The sequence below is a fragment of the Sphingopyxis lindanitolerans genome (assembly GCF_002993885.1).
GTDB lineage: Bacteria > Pseudomonadota > Alphaproteobacteria > Sphingomonadales > Sphingomonadaceae > Sphingopyxis > Sphingopyxis lindanitolerans.
Genome location: NZ_CM009578.1, coordinates 2,075,700 through 2,095,530, shown reverse-complemented (window position 1 = coordinate 2,095,530; position 19,831 = coordinate 2,075,700). Strand labels below are relative to the sequence as shown.

The following is a 19,831-nucleotide window of genomic DNA, read 5'->3' as shown; positions in this document are numbered from 1 at the left end:
AGGCCTTTCCTGGTCAGGCAAAGCGGCCGCGGCGGTCCGCGGCGCGTTGGTTGCTATGGGCGCCGGGGCGCTCGGCGGCGGTTTCGATCAGATGGCTGGCGTTGTTCGGGGCGGTGCCCCGGCCGCCCTGGCCCTGTTGCTGTTGCTGGCGCCCGGTCTCGGCGGGGGTATGCGCGACCTCGGTGCCGACGACGCGCACGCCCTGCTGGCGCAGATCCTCGACAAGCCGCGGCTGTGCGGCGGTGACGATCGTCGCGGTCGCTTCATGCTGGGTGTCGAGCTTCAACGAGACGCCGCCGCTGTCGTCCATCCGCATCGCGACGTCGAGCCGGCCAAGATGGCGCGGCATCAGGCGAAAGCTGAGGTCGCCGGTTTCCGATTTGGTCGCGGCGATGTCGGCCGCGAGCTGGCCGATCCACTGGTCGTCGCTGCCCATGTCGAGCAGGCGCTCGGCGACCGGTGCGGCCGCCTGGGCGAAAGCGGGGGCGACGGCGCCGGGCGCGGCGGGTGGACCGAAGAGGACGGCCATCGATGCGCCGCCATCGGCCGCGGGCCGGAGCGGGGCAGACCGAAGCGGCGCGGGATCGGCGGCCGGTTTCGCGGCGACCGGCGGCAAAGCGGGGCCCTCCGCCTTCGCCGGGCGCGGCGCGGCGGCGGCAAGAGCGTCTTCGCGAGCCGGCTTGGCGGCGGCGACCTTGACCGGCGTGTCGGTGGGGGGTGCCGGGTCGGGCAGGATCGTGACGGTGGCCGCCGATCGCGGCGCCGCGCCTTCGGGTTCGACAGGCTTGGCGGCGCGGCCGGTGGGGGCCGGGGTCGCGGCCGCGACGATGGCGGCGACGGCGGGCGCAGCGACGGGGGCCGATTGCGCGGGGTCGGCGATCACGACCGCCACGACGGACGGCGCCGCGGCGTTGGCATCGGGCGCGGTGGGTGCGTCGGGTGAAGCCGGAGCATCGGGTGCGACAGCGGCGTCATCGCCGGTGCCGTCTGTCTTGGTCCCGACCTTTGCGGGTTTTTTTTCGGAGCCAGCGGCCGCGGCGGGAGCGGCGGGACGTGGGGTGGCGACGGCGATCAACAGGCTCGCGGCGGCGGCAGCGTCGGGTGTCGGCGCGGCCTCGGTCGGCTTCGCGGCAGGCACGGCGGGCAGCTCGGCGGCGGCATCGGGCAGGGTCGCGGCGGCCACCACCTTCGGCTGGGCCGACGCGGGGCCGGGCTGCGAGAGAAGCGGGATGATGGCGGGAACCGGCGATGCGGCCGGGGGGATCGCTATCGTCGGGACCACCATGTCCACCGCCTCCGCGCCGACCGCGATCGGCGCGACCGGGGCGATCGGGGCGACTGCGGTGGGGGTGTTCGAGGGCGGGGTGACGGTGATCGGGCCGGTCGGCAGCGCCTCGACAGCGGCTGTGACGCCACCGGGCAGCGCCGCGAACAGCTGTTCGAAGCCGCCGCCATCGGGGCCGGCCGGCGCCGCCGGACCCAGCGCGGCGAGGATCGTCGCGAGGCCGGTCTGCGCCTGGGGAAGGGCGGGGGCGGTCATCATGCCGCGCCGCCTTCGATCAGGCGCAGGCTCATCGCGCGGCGGCGGTGCGGACGATTGGCGTCGCTGCGGCGTTCCATTTCGGCCTCGGCCGACTTGCGGCTGCGCTCATAGAGGCGAACCGCCGATTCTTCCTTCACCATCGCGCTCTGGGCGAGCATTCCGGCTTCGTCGCGGCGCACGCTGGCGTTGACCAGCGGCGCGGCGAGATTTTCCTTCGCCATGTCGAGCCGCATGCCGAGCTCGCCGATGGTGTTGAGTCCGCGGCCGGCGACCGCCCCCTTTGCCATCGCAAGGTCGACGCGCAGCGTTTCGAGCCGTTTCGACAGCTCGACGAGGCTCGCCAGTTCGCCATTGGCGCGCGCGAGATTGGCTTCGGCCATCTGATGTTCGACGGAGCGCACGCGGATGATGCGTTTGCGGCGTGCGGTGCGGGGGGTCATGCGGAATATCCTTCGATCAGGGCGTTGCGGGAGGTAGTGAAATCGACCTGGGTGCCGGCGACCTGCGACACGAAGGCGAGCTGGTCGGCGTGGCGGGCGATGGCGGTGTCGAGCACGGGATCGCCGCCCGCGACATAGGCGCCCATCAGCATCAGGTCGCGATTCTCTTCATAGGCGGACCAGAGCTGGCGAAAGCGCGCGGCGGCGGCGGCATGGTCGGGATCGACCGAATCGGCCATCGTGCGCGACAGCGAGCGCGCGACGTCGATCGCCGGATAGACGCCCTGTTCGGCGAGCGTGCGCGACAGGATGATATGGCCGTCGACGATCGCGCGCGCCGAATCGACGACCGGGTCGTCGATGTCGCCGCCGTCGGCGAGCACGGTATAGAGCGCGGTGATCGATCCGCCGGTCAGATTGTCGTTGCCCGCGCGCTCGACGAGCGAGGGGATCAGCGCGAAAGTCGAGGGCGGATAGCCCTTCATCGTCGGCGGTTCGCCCAGCGTCAGTCCGATCTCGCGCTGCGCATGGGCGACGCGGGTCAGGCTGTCGATCAGCAGCAGCACTTTCTTGCCCTCGGCGCGAAAGGCTTCGGCGATCGCGGTCGCGCGCATCGCGGCGCGCAGGCGGAGCAGCGGCGGATGGTCGGCGGGGACCGCGACGACGACCGATTTCTTGCGGACGGCGGGGGGCAGCTTGGTCTCGACGAAGTCGGTGACTTCGCGGCTGCGTTCGCCGATCAGCCCGACGACGATGACGTCGCATTCGGTGCCCGCGATCATCTGGCCCATCAGCACCGACTTGCCGACGCCCGAACCCGCGATGATCGCGACGCGCTGGCCCTCGCCAATGGTGAGCAGGCCGTTGATCGCGCGCACCCCCATGTTGAGCGGCTTGGTCACCCGGCCGCGGCGCAGCGGATTGACCTTGCGCCCGGCGAGCGGCCACTGGAACTGCGACTTGACCGGCGGGCGGCCGTCGAGCGGATGGCCCTGCGCGTCGATGATGCGGCCGAGCAGCGTCCTGCCGACGGCGACCATCGAGCTGGCGCCATGCGGCTCGACCGGCGCGCCGGTGACGAGCGGCATGTTGGTGTCGAAGGGGAGGACGAGGCTGCGGTGACCGCGAAAGCCGACGACCTCGCCATAAACATAATCATTGTTTGCCGACTTGATGCGGACATTGCTGCCGAGCGGCTGCGGAAAACCCGACACTTCGAGCATGATCCCCTCGTGCGCGACGAGCGTGCCGATGCGGCGCGGGCTTGCGTCGCGAAGCGCGACGGGCGCGAGCAATTGCTGCGCGGTCATGGTGAGGCGGCGCGTCATGCGGCGATATCCTCTCCGCCGAGCGCGGCGCGCAATTCCCCCAGATAGACGGCGCGGCCATGCTCGATCCAGCCGGCCGAGGTTTCGATGCGCACCGTGCCGCGCATCATCGACGGGTCGGCCTCGATCGGCAGCGTGATCGGCGCGCCCATCAGCAGCGCGGCGTCGGCGGGGTTCACCCACAGGGTGCGCGCCTTGTCGGCTTCGGCGACCATCGTCGCGGCGATGTCGGCCTGCGCCTGGAGCCATTCGGCGTCGATCGGCGCCTGGCCGACGATCTGGCGGACCAGTCGTTCCACCGTTTCGGCGATGAGCTGCGCGAGTTCCTCGCTCGGTTCGTCCTGCAGCGCCTCGGCGCCCGCGACGAGCGCCAGCAGCTGGTCGCGTTCGATCGCGAAGGCGGCTTCGGCCAGGCGCTGTCCTTCGGCCAGGCCGCGCGCGAACGGATCCTCGGCGGGCTCGGCGGCGGTGGCGGCGGGTTCGATCGGCACCATCGCGGCCGCCGTCGGCGCGCCGAAATGCAGCGGGCGAAAGCCGCGCCCCTCCGCCATGAGCGCGGTGAGCGAGACGATGGTCGCTTCGGCGGCGGGATCAGACATAATCGTCCCCCGCGCCCGCGATCATGATCTCGCCGCTGGCGGCCATCTGGCGGACGATCTGCATGATCGCCTTTTGCGCGTCGTCGACGTCGGTACGCTTGACCATCGTCATTTCGGCCATTTCGTCGCGGATCGTTTCCGACGCGCGCTTCGACATGGTGGCAAGGCAGCGGTCGGCCATATCGGCGTCGGTGCCCTTGAGCGCGACCGCAAGCTGTGCGGCATCGACCGAACGCAGCACGGTGCCGAGGCTCTTGGCATCGAGATCGCGCAGATTTTCAAAGATGAACATTTCTTCTTCGATGATCTGGGCGAGCAGCTTGTCCTGTTTCTTGAGCGCGCGGATCGTGCGCTCCGAAAGCTGTTTCGGCATTTTCTTCATGATCTTGGCGACGTCGCCGGGGCCGCCGATCGGGCGCTTGGCGACGCGCTGGCCGCCGATATTGGCCGAGGCGAGCACCGATTCGAGATCCTCGATCGCGGCGGCGGGGACGGCGGTGAGCTGCGCGGCGCGCAGCACCAGTTCGGCCTGCAAGGCCTCGTCGAGCGTTTCGACCGCGCGCGCAGCGACGTCGGGGACGAGCACCGACAGGATCAGCGCGCCGACCTGCGGATGTTCGTTCGCGAGCAGCGCGCTGATCGCGTCGATGTCCATCCAGCGCAGCATCTCGAGCGACGCGGCGCTCGACTGCGGCGCGACGGCGGCGAGGATATTGTCGGCGCGGACATTGCCGACCGCATCGTGGATTACGGTGCGGATGCGCGCGTCGGCGCCGACCGCGAGCGCGCTGACGTTGCGGCTTTCGGAGACGAACTGGTCGAGCGCCTGCCCGATCTGGCCTTCGCTCGCATTGGCGGTGTCGAACATCGACTTGGCGAGCTGGCGCACCTCTTCGGGGCCGAGATGCTTGAGGATCGTCGCAGCTTCGCTTTCGTCGAGCAGCATCAGCAGGATGGCGGCCGCCGACGATCCCTCGATCGCGGGCCGGGCGCGCGGGGTTTCGATTTCGGTGTCGATGTCGGCATCGATCAGATCAGGCACGGGCGCCCTCCTGCATCAGCTGGCGGACGACCAGGGCGGCACGCGCCGAATCCTGGCGGACGAATTCGCGGACCAGATTGGCGCGCGCCTCATAGCTGGGGGCGGCCTCGATCATGTCGAGCGTGATCGCGTTGCTGGCGCGCGGGCTGGCGAGCGCGGCGGGATTTTCGGTCACCGCGAGCAAGGTCTCCTCGATCTGCGCCTCGCGCTCGGCGCGCTGGGTCGCGCGTTGCTTGGCGGCGCGGATCAGCGGGCGGCCGATGAAGAAGAAAGCGAGGATCGCGGCGAGGATCGCGCCGACCTGCTTGACCAGCGGCAGGAACCACGGCTGGTCGTAAAAGGCGGGGGCCGCTTCCTCGACCTTGACGAAGGGGCGCTGGTTGATCGCGACCATGTCGCCGCGCGCGGCGTCGAAGCCGATCGCGCCCTTCACCAGGCTGTCGATCTTGGCGATGTCGGTTTGGGTCAGCGCCTTCTTGCCCTGGTTGAGCGCGACCGCGACCGAGACGCGGCGAAGCTGGCCCTGCGGCTGGTGCGTGACCGAAATCTCGCGGCCAACCTCATAGGCGCGGGTCGCATTTTCGTTGCTGTTGGTCTGCGCCGTGGGCGGCGCGCCGGGCGCCGTGGGAACGGGCGCGGTGCCGGTGACGGTCGAGGCCTGCGGCGGCTGGTTCGACAGCGCGCCGGGGATGCCGACGGCGGGGGGAGCACCCTCGCCGCTGACGGTGCGGGTGACCTGTTCGCTGGTCAGCGCGCGGTCGTCCTTGGGGAAGCTTTCGCGGGTCGCCTGGCTTTCGGACATGTCGACATCGGCGTGGACCTCGACCGTATAATTGCCGGCGCCGAGCATCGGGCCGAGCAACGTGTCGAGCGCGCGACGGAAGCGATCCTCGACCTGCGTCTGAAGCTGGAAGGCCTTCATGTCGCCGCTCGCCGCGCCGTCGGAGAGCAGCGCGCCGCGCTGGTCGATCACCTGCACCTGGTCGGCGTTCATGCCGGGAACCGAGGAGGCGACGAGAAAGCGGATCGCCTGAACCTGGCCGTCGGAGAGCGAGCGGCCGTTCTGTAGCGTCAGCATGACCGACGCGGTCGAGGGCTTGTCCTCGCGGACGAACAGACTGGGTTCGGCGGCGGCGATGTGGACGCGCGCGCTTTTAACCGCGTCGATCGTCTCGATCGTGCGCGACAGGTCGGCTTCGCGCGCCGAGCGCAGCGTTTCGCCCTCGATCGCGCGGCTCGATCCCATCGGCAGCGAAGCGATCAGGCTGTCGCCGCTCGGCTGCGCCCTGGGCAGGCCCTGCCCGGCAAGCGCGATGCGCGCCTGGTAGAGCTTGTCGGCATCGACGGTCAGCGCGCCGGTCGCCGGATCGATCGTATGACCGATCCCCTGCGTCTGGAGCGCGTCGGCGACCGCCGCCTTGTCGGTGTCGTCGAGCCCGGCGAAAAGCTGGGCCTGCGGCGCCGACTGGGTCATGAAATAGGCGAGCGCGGCGATGCCGATCGCGGTGGTGGTGGCGATCATCGGCAGCGCGCGCTGGACGGCGGGCTGGCGGACGAACTGCTGAACGGGCGCGAAGCGGCCGCCCATCGCGGGGACGGGCAGACGGTTCGGGCTTTCGTCGACGGGGGTCAGGATCTGGGCTTCGGCCATGGGTTATACCGGCATGTTCATGATGTCGCGATAGGCGGAGAGCAGCTTGTTGCGCACCTGCAGCGTGGTCTCGAAGCCGAGCGAAGCCTTCTGCCGCTCGATCATCACGCTGACGATGTCGTGCGTGTCGCCGCGTTCATAGGATTCGCTGAGGTCGCTCGCCCGATGCTGCTGGGCATTGACCTGTTGCAGCGCGTTGCTGATCGCGGCGCCGAAATCGGGAGTGCCTGCCGCATCGCCGCCAGGGCCGCCGACACCGCCGTCGATGCCGCCCGCGGCGCCGCGCCCCGCGGCGCGCTGCAACGCCTGGTTCTGATTGAGGATCGAACTGCGCATCTGCAACAGCCGGCTCGGGTCGATCGTGCTCATCGTGCTCATAAAGCTCTCATCCGTCCTGGGCGCGGCGGTCTGCCGCACGCCCAAACAGTAATGCAAAGCGCGTGCCAAAAATTTTAAACCCTGTTTTTCAGGGATTTGGATCGATAGCGGAAAGGCTTAACGGCGGCTTCGGCATTTTTTTGACGGCCACGCTTAAACCCCGCGCGCCGCCGCCGTTATTGCATCCGTGACCGCTCGCCGAGCCCTCACGATACGGGAATGGCCAACGGGCCGGAAAGGAACAACATGACTGTCATCAACACCAATGTGAGCGCGCTTCGCGCCCAGAACAGCTCGCGTGTTGCCAACAAGATGCAGGCCACCGCAATGGAACGCCTGTCGAGCGGCAAGCGCATCAACAGCGCCAAGGACGACGCCGCCGGCCTCGCCGTCGCGACTCGCATGCAGGCCGCGTCGCGCGGTTTCACCCAGGCGATCCGCAACGCCAACGACGGCATTTCGCTGGCGCAGACCGCCGACAGCGGCGCGGGCAGCATCTCGGACATCCTGATCCGCATGCGCGACCTCGCGATGCAGGCCTCGACCGGCACGCTCAGCGATCCCGACCGTGTGCTGGTGCAGAAGGAAGTCACCGCGCTGATCGCACAGATCGGCGACATCACGACGCAGACGACCTTCAACGGCAACAAGCTGCTCGACGGCAGCGTGACGGCCGGCTTCGACATCCAGACCGGTATCGACAGCGGCAACAAAGTGACCATCACGATCGGTAAGCTCGATGCGACGACGCTCGGCGTCGCCGCGCTTTCGGTCGCGACCGCAGCCGGCGCCACCACCGCGCTGGGGACGCTCGACACCGCGATCACCACGGTCGCCGGCGAACGCGCCAACCTCGGTGCGCAGCAGAACCGCCTCGAAGCGGCTGTCGACAATTTGACGGCGCGTGTCACCAATCTGGACGAATCGCGCTCGCGCATCGAAGACACCGATTTCTCGGCCGAATCGACGAAGCTCGCCGCGGCCGGCATCCTGTCGCAGGCATCGACCGCGATGCTCGCCCAGGCGAACCAGAGCGCGCAGGGCGTGATGAACCTGCTCCGCGGCTAAACGATAAGCCAACAAGGCTTCAGGCCAGTTTTGGTTGGTCCCTTATTGGCCTGATCCGACGCCCCGGTCCCCCACGACCGGGGCGTCTTTTATTGGAGCCCGCGGTCAATGGGTTCGCGCGGAGGCGCGGAGGCGCGGAGAGGCTGGGCTTGCCGCAAAGCGGCTTTTTCATTTCCAACGATCACTCGGGCCGCGCCGTTCGATTGGAAAAAGGCCTATCGGCCCGGCCAATATCTCCGCGCCTCCGCGCCTCCGCGCGAACCATTCAACCCTTCAATGAAAATCGCGCGACTTGGGCAGGATGCGGACGTCGCGCGGATGGCCGTGGCGCGGCGTCGGCCCGCCCGGCCCGGCCCCGTCACCCAGTCCGTCGAGCATCGCGGTGCGATCGACGATGCGCGTCGCCATCAGGTGGATCACCCCTTCCTTGCTGCGCTGCACTTCGCCCTCGGCGAGCATCAGCCGCGACGCCATGACGGCGCGGCGCTGGCGTTCGAAAAGCCGCGCCCACAGCAATATGTTGACGATCCCGCTCTCGTCCTCGATCGTGATGAAGATCGCATTGCCCTTGCCCGGCCGCTGGCGAATCAGCACGACGCCCGCGGTGCGTATAATCGACCCGTTTTTCGCCGCCGCGACCGCGCTTGCGCTCAGCACGCCTTCGGCGGCGAAACGCGGACGCAGGAACGCCATCGGGTGCCCCTTCAGCGACAGCCGCGTCGTCTGATAGTCGGTGAGCACATGCTCGGCCATCGGCGTCGGCGGCAGTTTTGCGTCTTCCTCGAACCCCAGCTCATTCGCTTCGGCGGCGCCGAACAGGGGCAGCACCCCCTGCCGCACCCGCCGCGCATCCCATAGCGCCGGACGCCGGTCGAGCCCCATCGACCGGCACGCATCGGCGTCGGCGAGCAGCCGCAGCGCGCGCGACGGCAGGTCGGCGCGGCGCGCAAGCTCCTCGACCCGCGCGAAGGGCGCCGTCCGCGCGGCGACGATCGCGTCCGCCCACGCCTCGCGAAACCCGTCGACCTGCCGGAACCCGAGCCGGAGCGCGAGACCGCCGTCGCCCGCGCGTTCGAGGCTGTTGTCCCAATGGCTGGCGTTGACGTCGATCGCGCGCACCTCGACCCCATGGTCCTGCGCATCGCGCACGAGCTGCGCGGGGGCGTAAAAGCCCATCGGCTGCGAATTGAGCAGGCCGCAGGCGAAGACCGCGGGGTGGTAATGCTTGATCCACGAAGAGACATAGACGAGCCGCGCGAAGGATTGGGCGTGGCTTTCGGGAAAGCCATAGCTGCCGAACCCCTCGATCTGCTTGAAGCAGCGGGCTGCGAAATCGGCTTCGTAACCGCGCCGTACCATCCCCCCGATCATTTTTTCCTTATATTGATGGATCGTGCCAACATTCCGGAAGGTCGCCATCGCCCGCCGAAGACCATTGGCTTCATCAGGCGTGAAGCCGGCGGCGACGATGGCGAGCTTCATCGCCTGCTCCTGAAATAAGGGCACGCCTTCGGTCTTCCCCAGCACCTCTTCCAATTCATTTGCTTCGGATCCGGCTCGTAGCGGAAGCTCGGGCTTTTCTTCCTTGTTGCGCCGGCGAAGGTAGGGGTGCACCATATCCCCCTCGATCGGCCCCGGTCGAACGATCGCGACCTGAATGACCAGATCATAAAATTTTTTCGGACGCAGCCTCGGCAGCATGTTGATCTGTGCACGGCTCTCGACCTGAAATACGCCGATGCTGTCGCCTTTGCAGAGCATGCCATAGACGTCCGGATCCTCTTCCGGGAGCGATTTGAGATTGTGATCGCCCAGATCGTACAGTCGCATCAGATCGAAACATTTGCGGATGCAGGTCAGCATCCCGAGCGCAAGCACATCGACCTTCATCAAAGCCAGTTCGTCGATGTCGTCCTTGTCCCATTCGATGAAGGTGCGGTCCTCCATTGCGGCATTGTGGATTGGTACCGTCTCATCGAGCCGGTCCTCGGTCAGCACATAGCCGCCGACATGCTGCGACAGGTGGCGCGGGAAAGTGAGTAGCTGCGCGACGATCCATTGCAGTCGCGCAATATCGCCCTGCGCAGGGTCCAGCCCCGCTTCGACGAACCGTTCTATGGGCATCTCGCTGCCCCAGCTGCCCCAGGTCGTGTCGGCGAGTCGCTGCGTGATATCCTCGCTGAGTCCCAGCGCCTTGCCGACCTCGCGTACCGCGCTGCGCGGGCGGTAATGGATCACCGTCGCGGCAATGCCCGCACGTCGCCGTGTGTAACGACGATAGACATATTGCATCACCTCTTCGCGCCGCTCATGCTCGAAATCGACGTCGATATCGGGTGGCTCGCGCCGTTCCTCGGACAGGAAGCGCGTGAAGAGGAGGTTATTGGCAATGGGGTCGATCGAGGTGATTTCGAGCAGATAACAGACGAGCGAATTCGCCGCCGAACCGCGTCCCTGACAAAGGATGGGCGGGTCTTGCGTGCGGGCGAAATTTACGATGTCGTGGACGGTCAGGAAGTAGCAGGCGAATTTGCATTTACTGATAAGGCCGAGCTCTTCATCGAGCGCCGCCTGCCAACGGTCGGGCAACCCGCCCGGATGAAGTTTGTTCGCGGCTTCCATCACCATATGTTCGAGCCAGCTTTGGGGTTCCCAGTCTTCGGGGACCGGCTCGTGCGGATATTCATACTCCAGGTCTCTCAGCGAAAAATCGATGCGATCGAGTATTTTCGCGCTTTCGTCGACCGCCTCGGGGCATGTGCGGAAGAGTCGTCGCATTTCCTGCGGCGACTTCAGGTGACGCTCGCCATTGGCTCGGAGCAGGCGGCCGGCATCGCCTAAGTTCGTGCCCTCGCGGATGCAGGTGATGACATCGTGGAGCGGCCGCTGTTCGCGCGTGGCGTAAAGCGCGTCGTTCGTCGCGAGCATCGGAATGCCGACACGGTCTGCCAAGGCGCTTAACCGCGAGAGGCGTCGGCGATCGCTGCCGCCTCTTGGCATTGTAGCCCCAAGCCACAGCGAGTCCGGTGCGACCGCGGCCAGGCGGAGCAACACGGCCTCATCCTTTTCGGCCGCCATCGCGATCAGGATCATATCCTCGCAATGGATCAGCAGATTTTCGAGCTTCATAACGCAATCGCCCTTTGTGGTGCGGCGATTGCCGATCGTGAGCATCCGCGTCAGCCGGCCCCAACCATGGCGCGTGGTCGGATAGGCGATGATGTCGGGCGTGCCGTCGTCGAAGACCAGTCGGGCACCGACGACGAGTTTTATGTCGGGAAGGTCTATTCCTTCCTCTGCGGCACCTTCGCGCAGCTTGCGCAGCCCGGTCAGCGCCCGCACCACCCCCGCGACGCTGTTGCGGTCGGCGATGCCGATGCCGCTCAGGCCAAGGGCGATCGCTTCCGCCACCATTTCGGCGGGGTGCGAGGCGCCGCGCAGGAAACTGTAATTGGTCGCGGCGACCAGTTCGGCGAAACCGGGTTCGACAGCTTGCTCGCTCATGCGAACAGTCCGTGGATATACCAGCGCGGATCGGCCTTTTCGTCATAGAGGCCGTGGCGGAAGAGCCAGTAGCGGCGGCCCTGGACATCCTCGACGCGGTAATAATCGCGCGTCAGCCCGGCGTTGTCGCGGCGGCGCCACCATTCGGCGGCGATGCGTTCGGGGCCTTCGTAGCGGCGCACGGCGTGCGCGCGCTGGCGCCAGCGGAACTGGTGCGGCGGGCCGTCGGGAACTTCGGCGATCACCTCGATCGGCTGCGGCGGATCGAAGAGGTGGAAGGGGCGCAGCGGCGGCTCGCCGGGTTCGGGTGTGGGCCATGGCGAGGGTGTGGGGGCGTCGATCGCGGGGAGCGCGAGTTGCGCCTGTTCGGGAATATGCGTGTCGGCGGCGCGCAACGTTCTGACCCGCTCGCGGCCGAGCCGCGTCGTCAGCCGGTCGACCAGCGCGTCGATCGCCGCCCCCTGATCCGAAGCCCGCACCGCGCCGCCTTCGAGTTTCAACTGGTGGGCGCCGAGCGCTTCGAGCCGCGGCACCGCAAGGCGGATCATGTCGAAGCCGAAGCCGGGGTCGAGCGGGTCGGCGAGCCCGTCCATCCGTTCGGCGAACAGGCGCATGACAAGGCGGGTGTCGCGCGTCGCCTGGCCGGTCTCGACCGCGATGCTGCGCGCCAGCCCGTCGCTGCGAAAGAAGGTTGCGCGAAAATGCCGCCCGCCCTTGCCGCGTTCGCCCAGCATCGCGATCGCTTCGTCGGCGAGTTCGGCCAGCACCTTGGCCGCGTGCGCGCTGCTGCCGAGCGGTTCGGCGAAGCGGCGATCGACGGCGATGGGCGGCGGCGCGATGCGCGGGTCGAGCGGGCTCGGCGCGTCGCCGAGGATGCGGCGGAGCGCGGTCGCGGCGCCGGCGCCGAAACGCGCGGCGATCGCCGCCATCGGGCGGCTCGCAAGGTCGCCGATCGTCTTCAGCCCGGCGCGGACGAGCGCGGTCGTCGCTTCGGCCCCGAGCTCGAGCGCGGCGACGGGCAGGCGGCGGATCGCCTGCGCCTCATCGGGCGCGGGGCGGGTCTGGTAGCGCGCGAGCGCGCGGGCGGCGTCGGCGGTCGGGCCAAGCGCAGGCCGCACGGTCATGCCGAGCCGTGACAGGCGCATTTCGGCATCGGCGATCAGCCCGGCCTCGCCGCCGAACAGATGCGCGGCGCCCGCGATGTCGAGGATCAGCCCGCCCGGAGCATCGAGCGCGACGAGCGGCGTATAGCGATTGCACCCGAGCGCGAGCCGGTCGAGCCAGTCATGGTCGGCGGCCGGATCGTGCGGAACGACGATCAGATCGGGCACCCGCGCGCGCGCGTCGGCGAGCGGCCTGCCGGGCGTGAGGCCCGCGCCGCGCGCCGCCGGGTCGACGTCCGCGATGCAAAGCGCGCCGCGCCGCTTTTCGGCGAAGACGAGGGGCGCGTCAGGCAGCCGCGGCGCCGTGCGGCAGAGCCGCTCGGCGGGCAGCCAGGGGAAGAACAGCGCCAGATAGCGCCGCTTCCCCGAAGCAATTTTGGTCATGGTTCCAGTCCAGCCGCCAGCGCATCCCGGCGGGTCCGGCGCGCCAGCGCAATAGTTCGAGGTCGAAGGCGGGGGCGCCGGGGGCGTCGGCTTCGAGGGCGCGCGACGGGGCGGCGGCGACGCTCCAGCGCGTTTCGGCAACGCTCGGCACAGGCGCGGCGTTGAGGCGGAGCATCAACAAACTGGTGCCCGCATCGCGTGCGCCGAGCGCGAGGCGGCGTCCGGCGGTGAGGTCGAGCAACGGAAACCTGCCCCAGCTTTCGACGATCACCGCCGCCGATCCGGCGCAGCGGATCGCATCATTCGCGCAGGCGAGCAGCATTTTGGGGTCGGGGGTCTCGACGAGCAGCAGCCGGTCGGGATCGCCGCCGAGTTCGGCGATGCCCGGCGCATGGATAGAGCCGGTGCGGCGCGCGGCGTCGATGGTGCGCAGCCAGACCAGCGGCGCCTTGCCCGGCGTGCGCAGCGCGAGCAGCGCCGCGAAGGCAGCGGCGTTCGTCCCGTCGAGCGCGTCGGCGGCGAAAAATTCATGCACCCGCCCGACGGCGAGCCCGCCGCCGAGCGCCGCGTCGAAGGCGGCACAGCCGGACGCCAGCCCGCCGCCCGCCGGACGGCTTGCCACGCCGCCATCGGCGGCGAGCCGCGCGACGCGACGGCGCAGCGCGGCGAGTTGGGGGGACGACTCGCGCATTATATGTTCCTGATTTGTTCCAATAGCGCTTTTGGAACTGGGATTGTCAAGCCAGGAACAGCTTCGTCATTCCCGCGCCAGCGGGAATGACGAAGGGGGATTAGGGGGTTTTGTTTCCCGCGCCGCTGTCGCCGCCCAGCGCCCGGAACAGCGCGATTCGCGTTTGCACGAGCAGCAACCCGGTGCCGATCTCGCTGCGCCGCGCCGCATAGAGGCTGCGCTGCGCGTCGAGGCTGGCGAGGAAGCTGTCGACCCCGCCCTTGTAGCGCGCATCGGTGAGCATCGCGGTGTCGGCCGCTGCCGCCGTATTCGCCGCCGCGGCGCGGACGCGCTCCGCAATCGTGCCCTGCACCGCGAGCGCATCGGCTACCTCGCGAAAGGCGGTTTGGATCGCGCCCTCATAGCTTGCGAGCGCTGCGTCGCGCTGCGCCTTGGTCACGTCGACCCCGGCGCCGCGGCCGCCGAAGTCGAAGATCGTCGCGCTCGCGTCGCCGCCCGCCGACCAATTGAATGATCCGCCGTCGAACAGGCTCGACAGCGCGTCGCTCGCAAAGCCGAGCAGTCCGGTCAGCGAGATCGTCGGGAACAATCGTGCGCGCGCGACGCCGATATCGGCGTTGGCGGCGCGCAGGCGATATTCGCCCTCGATCACGTCGGGGCGGCGCAGCAGGATTTGCGAATTGACCCCGGCGGGGAGCGATACGACGCCCGGCGTCACCTCGGCGAGCCCCGCGGGAAGCTGCGCGCGGTCGATATCGGAACCGACGAGCAGCCGGATCAGATTTTCGTCCTGCGCGAGCGCGGTTTTCTGCTGCGCGATCGAAGCCTCGGCGGTCGCGAGAATCTGTTCGGCCTGGCGCAGGTCGGTGCGCGGCGCGACGCCGCCGTCGAGCCGCGCCTGGGTCAGCCGGACGCTTTCGCGCGCATTGGCGGCGGTATCCTCGGCGATCTTGAGCAGGTCGCGGTCGGCGCCATAGGCCGCCCAGGCGTTGGCGAGGTCGGCGATCAGCGCCAGCCGCACCGTGCGCGACGCCGCTTCGGTCGCGAGCGCGCTGTTGCGATCGGCCTCGGCGGCATTGGCGAGGCGGCCGAACAGGTCGAGTTCGAACGCGGTGACCCCGCCGCGCAGCGAGAAATCGCCGCTGCCCCCACCACTTCCAGCGCCATTGCCGCCCGAGTCCGAATAGCCCGCGCCCGCGCTGACGCCGAGCGCGGGAAATTGCCCGGCGCGGCTGACCCGCGCCTGCGCCCGCGCCGCGGCGACATTGGCATAAGCGACGCGCAGGTCGCGATTGTTCGCCAGCGCCTGATCGACAAGACCTTGCAGCCGCGCGTCGGTGAAGATCGTCTTGTACGACAGGATCGGCAGCGCTTCCTCGCTTTGGAGGAGATAGGCGTCGCCGACCGGCCAGCTTTGCGGCACCGGCGGCGCGGGGAGCGCCGTTTTCGGCGCGAGCGAGCAGCCCGCAAGGAGCAGCGGGGCCGCGATCAGCAGGAACGGCGTTCGCGTCATGCTTCCTCTCCCGCCAGCGTTTCCGCGCCGTCGCCCTTCTTGCCGAAGCGCTGGCGCAAGGCCGCAAGCCCGTCGCGCACGCCGCGGCGGACGAGAACGAAGAACAGCGGGATGAAGAAGATCGCGAGCAAGGCCGCGGTCAGCATGCCGCCGATCACCGCGGTGCCGATCGCGACGCGGCTGTTCGCCCCGGCGCCGGTCGCGATCGCGAGCGGCATCACGCCGAAGATGAAGGCGAAGCTGGTCATCAGGATCGGGCGCAGGCGGATGCGCGCCGCCGCGATCGCCGCCTCGATGACGCGCTTGCCCTTGCGTTCCTCCTGCTCGGCGAACTCGATCATCAGGATCGCATTCTTCGCCGCGAGCCCCATCGTCGTCAGCAGGCCGATCTGGAGATAGACGTCATTCTCCAGCCCGCGCAGCGTCACCGCGAACACTGATCCGACGAGGCCGAGCGGAATGATCAGCAGCACCGCGAGCGGGATCGACCAGCTTTCGTAAAGCGCGGCGAGGCAGAGGAAGACGACGAGTAGCGACAGGCCATAGAGCAAGGGCGCCTGCCCCGACGACAGCCGCTCCTGATAGGAAGAGCCCGCCCAGGCGACGCTGGTGCCGGGGATTTCGGCGGCCATCCGCTCCATCTCGTCCATCGCCTCGCCCGAACTGGTGCCCGCCGCGGGCTGGCCCGAGATTTCGAAGGCGGGGACGCCCTGAAAGCGCGAGGTGCTGGCCGGCGTCGTCGACCAGCCGATGTCGGCGAAGGCCGAAAAGGGCGACATCTGGCCGCTCGACGAGCGGACATACCATTGGCCGAGATCCTCAGGGCTGGCGCGATATTGCGAATCGCCCTGGACATAGACGCGCTTGACGCGGCCCTTGTCGATGAAGTCGTTGACGTAGCGCCCACCCCAGGCGGTCGCCAGCGTGCTGTTCACGTCGCTGTTGCTCAGGCCGTACGCGGTCAGCCGCTGGGTATCGACATCGATCTTCAGCGTCGCGACGTCGGGAAGGTCGGACAGGCGGACCGAGGTCAGTTTCGGATTGGCGTTCGCCATGTCGAGCAGCCGGTCGCGCGCCGCGGCGAATTGCTCGCGGCTCATCCCGCTGCGGTTCTGGAACTCCATCGTAAAGCCCGAGGTGTCGCCAAGGCCGCGCACCGCGCCGGGGACGAGCGCAAAGACCTGCGCGTCGCGAAGGCCCGACAGCGCCTTGCGCGCGCGGTCGGCGATCGCGTCGGCGCTATTCTCCTTGCCCGGCCGCGAATCCCAATCGACGAGGTTGATGAAACCCTGGCCGGTGTTCTGCCCGGCCGCCGCGCCGCCGCCGCCGCCGGTGACGAGGAACAGCGCATCGACATTCGCCTTTTCCTGCGTGAGCAGATATTTTTCGACCTGGTCGCGCACCGCGAGCGTGCGTTCCTGCGTCGCGCCCGCGGGCAGGCGGAACTGGACCGAGACGCGGCCCTGATCCTCGTTCGGCAGGAAGCCGCCCGGCAACCGCACGAACATCACCGCGAGCAGCGCCACGATGAGGACATAGATGCCCAGGAAACGCCATTTGCGATCGACGACCTTGGTCACGCTGCCGACATAGCGTTTCACCGCCTGGTCGAAGCGCGTGTTGAAGCCGTCCCGTGCGCGCTTTATCATGGCGTGGGTGCGCGGGAAACGATGCGGGCGCTCGCGTTCTTCGCCATGCGCCGCGCGCGCTTTCAGGAGGGTCGAGGTCAACGCGGGGCTGAGGATCAGGGCGACGAGCACCGACAGCGCCATCGCCGAGACCATGGTGACCGAGAATTGGCGATAGATGACCCCCGTCGATCCGCCGAAAAAGGCCATCGGCAGGAACACCGCCGACAGCACGAGCGCGATCGCGACCAGCGCGACCTGCAATTCCTTCATCGATTCGATCGTCGCATCGCGCGCCGACATGCCCGGATTTTCTTCCATCAGTCGCTCGACATTCTCGACGACGACGATCGCGTCGTCGACGAGCAGGCCGATCGCGAGCGTCAGCCCGAACAGAGTCAGCGTGTTGATCGTGAAGCCCGCGATATAGAAGATGCCGAAGGTGCCGAGCAGCACGACCGGCACCGCGATCGCCGGGATCAGCACCGCCCGCCAGCTTTGCAGGAAGACGAACATGACGAGGACGACGAGGATGATCGCCTCGAGCAAGGATTTTCGCACCTCGCTGACCGACAATTTGATGAAGGCGGTCGTGTCGTTGGCATAGCTATAGGAGAGGCCGTCGGGGAAATCGGCGGACAATTCCTCCATCCGCGCCTTGACGCGGTCGGCGGTTTCGAGTGCGTCGGACCCGGGCGACAGCGAAATCGACATGCCCGCGCCGGGGTGGCCGTTGATGCGGATGATCGTCGCGTAATTTTCGGCGCCGATCTCGACCCGCGCGACATCCCTGATCCGCACGCTCGACCCGTCGGGCAGCGTCTTGAGCACGATATTCTCGAACTGCTCGGCGGTCTGCAACCGCGATTGCGCGGTCACCGTCGCGTTGAGCATCTGGCCTTTCGGCGCCGGGGTGCCGCCGACCTCGCCCGCGGCGACCTCGGCATTCTGCGCCGTGATCGCGCTGACGACGTCGCCGGGCATCAGCGACACGGCGGCGAGGCGCTGCGGGTTGAGCCAGATGCGCATCGCGTGCGGCGATCCGAAGACATTGACGTCGCCGACCCCCTCGACACGCGACAGCGGATCCTGGATGTTCGACGACAGATAATCGGATACGTCCGGGAACGACCGCGTGTCGGTGGTGTCATAGACGCCGACGAGCAGCAGCGTGTCCGAATTGGCCTTGTTGACGCGGATGCCCTGGCTTTGCACCTGTTGCGGCAGGCGCGAGATTGCCGAGGCGATCTTGTTCTGCACCTGCACCTGCGCGATGTCGGGGTCGGTGCCCTTGGCGAAGATGGCGGTGATGCTCGCCTGGCCGCGCGAACTCGACTGCGAACTGAAATAGAGCAGGCCGTCGATGCCGGTGAGCTGCTGTTCGAGCACCTGGGTGACGCTGTTCTCGATCGCTTCGGCCGACGCGCCCGGATAGCTTGCGCGGATGTTGACCTGCGCCGGCGCGATGTCGGGATATTGTTCGATCGGCAGCGAAAAGAGCGCGCCGAGCCCGCCGAGCATGACGACGATTGCCAGCACCCAGGCGAAGATCGGCCGATCGATGAAAACGCGCGACATCGGGGGTTATTGACCTTTCGCCGCGGCGCCTTTGTCAGCGGGTGCCCCCAAACGCTGCGGACTGCTCGCCGGAACCGGCTTGATCGGCGCGCCCTGCTTGAGGTTGCCGACCCCCTGGCTGATGACCTTGTCGCCGGGTTTCAGCCCGTCGGTGACGACCCAGTTCGCCCCGACCGTGCGCTCGGCGACGATCTTGCGCCGCGCGGCCTTATTGTCCTTGCCGACCAGATAGACGAAGGCCGACCCGTCGAAATCGCGCTGCACCGCCGCCTGCGGCACGAGGATCGCGGCCGGGTTGATCGCCTGGTCGAACAGCGCGGTCACGAACATGCCGGGAAGCAGCAGCCCGTCGGGATTGGGAAAGCGCGCGCGCAGCGTCACGGTGCCGGTTGCCTCGCTGACCGTCACTTCCGAAAATTGCACCGTGCCGGGAAGGGCATAGTCGCTGCCATCCTCCAGCTTCAGCCGCACCGACGTGCTGCCCGGCAGCACCCCGCCGCTTGCGAGCGCCTGGCGCAGCCGGGTGAGGTCGGCGCTCGACTGCTGCATGTCGACATAGATGGGATCGGCCTGCTGGATCACCGCGAGCGGGGTCGCCTGGCTGGCGCTGACCAGCCCGCCCGGCGTGACGAGGCTGCGGCCGATGCGCCCGCTGATCGGCGCCGACACATGGGTATAGCGCAGGTTGATCCGTGCGGTTTCGAGCGCGGCGGCATTTTGCGCCACCGCGGCGCGCGCGCTGCGTGCCTGCGCCAGCGCGTCGCTATAATCCTGCTCGGCGACCGCCTGGATCCTGGCGAGCGGCGCGAAGCGCTTCGCTTTCTCCTCGGCCGCCTGCGCGCTGGCCCGTGCGCTGGCGAGGTTCGCTTCGGCCTGGTCGACCGCCGCCTGATAAAGGCTCGCGTCGATCTGATAGAGCGGCTGGCCGGCGCGCACGAAGCCGCCCTCGGTGAACAGGCGGCGGCGGATGACGCCATTCACCTGCGGCCGCACTTCGCTCGTCTCGAAAGCGACGGTGCGTCCGCCGAGCGAGGTCGATACCGGCACCGCCTCCTGGCTGACGACCACATAGCCGACCTCGGGGGTGCGGTTGCCCCCCTTCGCATCCTTGTCCGAACAGGCGCCGAGCGAAAGCGTCGCGATGCACAGGGCCCCGATCAGGAGCATCGGCCTTTTCATCGTCATCAGAATATCCGGTCTTGGGTTGTGCCGGGCGGCTGGGGAGTTGGCGCTATTCAGCCGAACGCCCGAACCCATGCAAGCGGTTTCGGGGTTTTGCGACAAAGTGCGACAATTTGGTTGCCCGCGATACCATCGCTTC

At 68.2% G+C, this 19,831-nt stretch carries 14 protein-coding genes; 1 reads left to right on the top strand and 13 read right to left on the bottom strand.

Annotated elements, in window-relative coordinates:
• Positions 1-13 precede the first annotated feature (13 nt).
• From CVO77_RS10060 to fliE, 7 genes are read right to left on the bottom strand one after another with little or no spacing between them, the layout of a single operon-like run.
• A complete protein-coding gene (locus CVO77_RS10060; RefSeq protein ID WP_105998927.1) occupies positions 14-1,543 on the bottom strand; it encodes a flagellar hook-length control protein FliK in 1,530 nt (509 codons plus the stop codon).
• A complete protein-coding gene (locus CVO77_RS10055) occupies positions 1,540-1,983 on the bottom strand; it encodes a hypothetical protein (RefSeq protein WP_105998926.1) in 444 nt (147 codons plus the stop codon). Before CVO77_RS10055 ends, CVO77_RS10060 begins: the two co-directional genes overlap by 4 nt.
• Positions 1,980-3,311, bottom strand: a complete 1,332-nt coding sequence (locus CVO77_RS10050) for a FliI/YscN family ATPase (protein ID WP_105998925.1) — start codon at positions 3,309-3,311, stop codon at positions 1,980-1,982. Before CVO77_RS10050 ends, CVO77_RS10055 begins: the two co-directional genes overlap by 4 nt.
• Complete coding sequence (locus CVO77_RS10045; RefSeq protein WP_105998924.1) at positions 3,308-3,910, bottom strand: FliH/SctL family protein; 603 nt, start codon at positions 3,908-3,910, stop codon at positions 3,308-3,310. The genes CVO77_RS10050 and CVO77_RS10045 overlap by 4 nt, the downstream gene beginning before the upstream one ends.
• A complete protein-coding gene (gene fliG / locus CVO77_RS10040; protein ID WP_242445885.1) occupies positions 3,903-4,952 on the bottom strand; it encodes a flagellar motor switch protein FliG in 1,050 nt (349 codons plus the stop codon). Before fliG ends, CVO77_RS10045 begins: the two co-directional genes overlap by 8 nt.
• On the bottom strand, positions 4,945-6,603 hold the full coding sequence (gene fliF, locus CVO77_RS10035) for a flagellar basal-body MS-ring/collar protein FliF (protein ID WP_105998923.1): 1,659 nt from the start codon (positions 6,601-6,603) through the stop codon (positions 4,945-4,947). The genes fliG and fliF overlap by 8 nt, the downstream gene beginning before the upstream one ends.
• Before the next feature lie 3 nt (positions 6,604-6,606).
• Positions 6,607-6,972 (bottom strand): flagellar hook-basal body complex protein FliE, encoded by a 366-nt coding sequence (gene fliE, locus CVO77_RS10030; protein ID WP_106000766.1) that lies wholly within the window; start codon positions 6,970-6,972, stop codon positions 6,607-6,609.
• Between the two features lie 255 nt (positions 6,973-7,227).
• Here fliE and CVO77_RS10025 point away from each other — a divergent pair, with 255 nt between their 5' ends.
• A complete protein-coding gene (locus tag CVO77_RS10025; RefSeq protein ID WP_105998922.1) occupies positions 7,228-8,049 on the top strand; it encodes a flagellin N-terminal helical domain-containing protein in 822 nt (273 codons plus the stop codon).
• A 273-nt stretch (positions 8,050-8,322) separates the two neighbouring features.
• Here the strand turns inward: CVO77_RS10025 and CVO77_RS10020 are convergent, their stop codons facing one another.
• The 6 genes from CVO77_RS10020 to CVO77_RS09995 form a co-directional block, all read right to left on the bottom strand.
• Positions 8,323-11,553 (bottom strand): error-prone DNA polymerase, encoded by a 3,231-nt coding sequence (locus CVO77_RS10020; protein WP_105998921.1) that lies wholly within the window; start codon positions 11,551-11,553, stop codon positions 8,323-8,325.
• Entirely contained in the window at positions 11,550-13,100 is a 1,551-nt protein-coding gene (locus CVO77_RS10015) for a Y-family DNA polymerase (protein ID WP_105998920.1), read from the bottom strand. Before CVO77_RS10015 ends, CVO77_RS10020 begins: the two co-directional genes overlap by 4 nt.
• A complete protein-coding gene (locus tag CVO77_RS10010; protein ID WP_105998919.1) occupies positions 13,003-13,791 on the bottom strand; it encodes an ImuA family protein in 789 nt (262 codons plus the stop codon). Before CVO77_RS10010 ends, CVO77_RS10015 begins: the two co-directional genes overlap by 98 nt.
• Before the next feature lie 100 nt (positions 13,792-13,891).
• Complete coding sequence (locus CVO77_RS10005; protein ID WP_105998918.1) at positions 13,892-15,304, bottom strand: efflux transporter outer membrane subunit; 1,413 nt, start codon at positions 15,302-15,304, stop codon at positions 13,892-13,894.
• On the bottom strand, positions 15,301-18,510 hold the full coding sequence (locus tag CVO77_RS10000; protein WP_105998917.1) for an efflux RND transporter permease subunit: 3,210 nt from the start codon (positions 18,508-18,510) through the stop codon (positions 15,301-15,303). The genes CVO77_RS10005 and CVO77_RS10000 overlap by 4 nt, the downstream gene beginning before the upstream one ends.
• Positions 18,511-18,516: 6 nt before the next feature.
• Entirely contained in the window at positions 18,517-19,695 is a 1,179-nt protein-coding gene (locus CVO77_RS09995; protein ID WP_242445884.1) for an efflux RND transporter periplasmic adaptor subunit, read from the bottom strand.
• Positions 19,696-19,831: the final 136 nt, after the last annotated feature.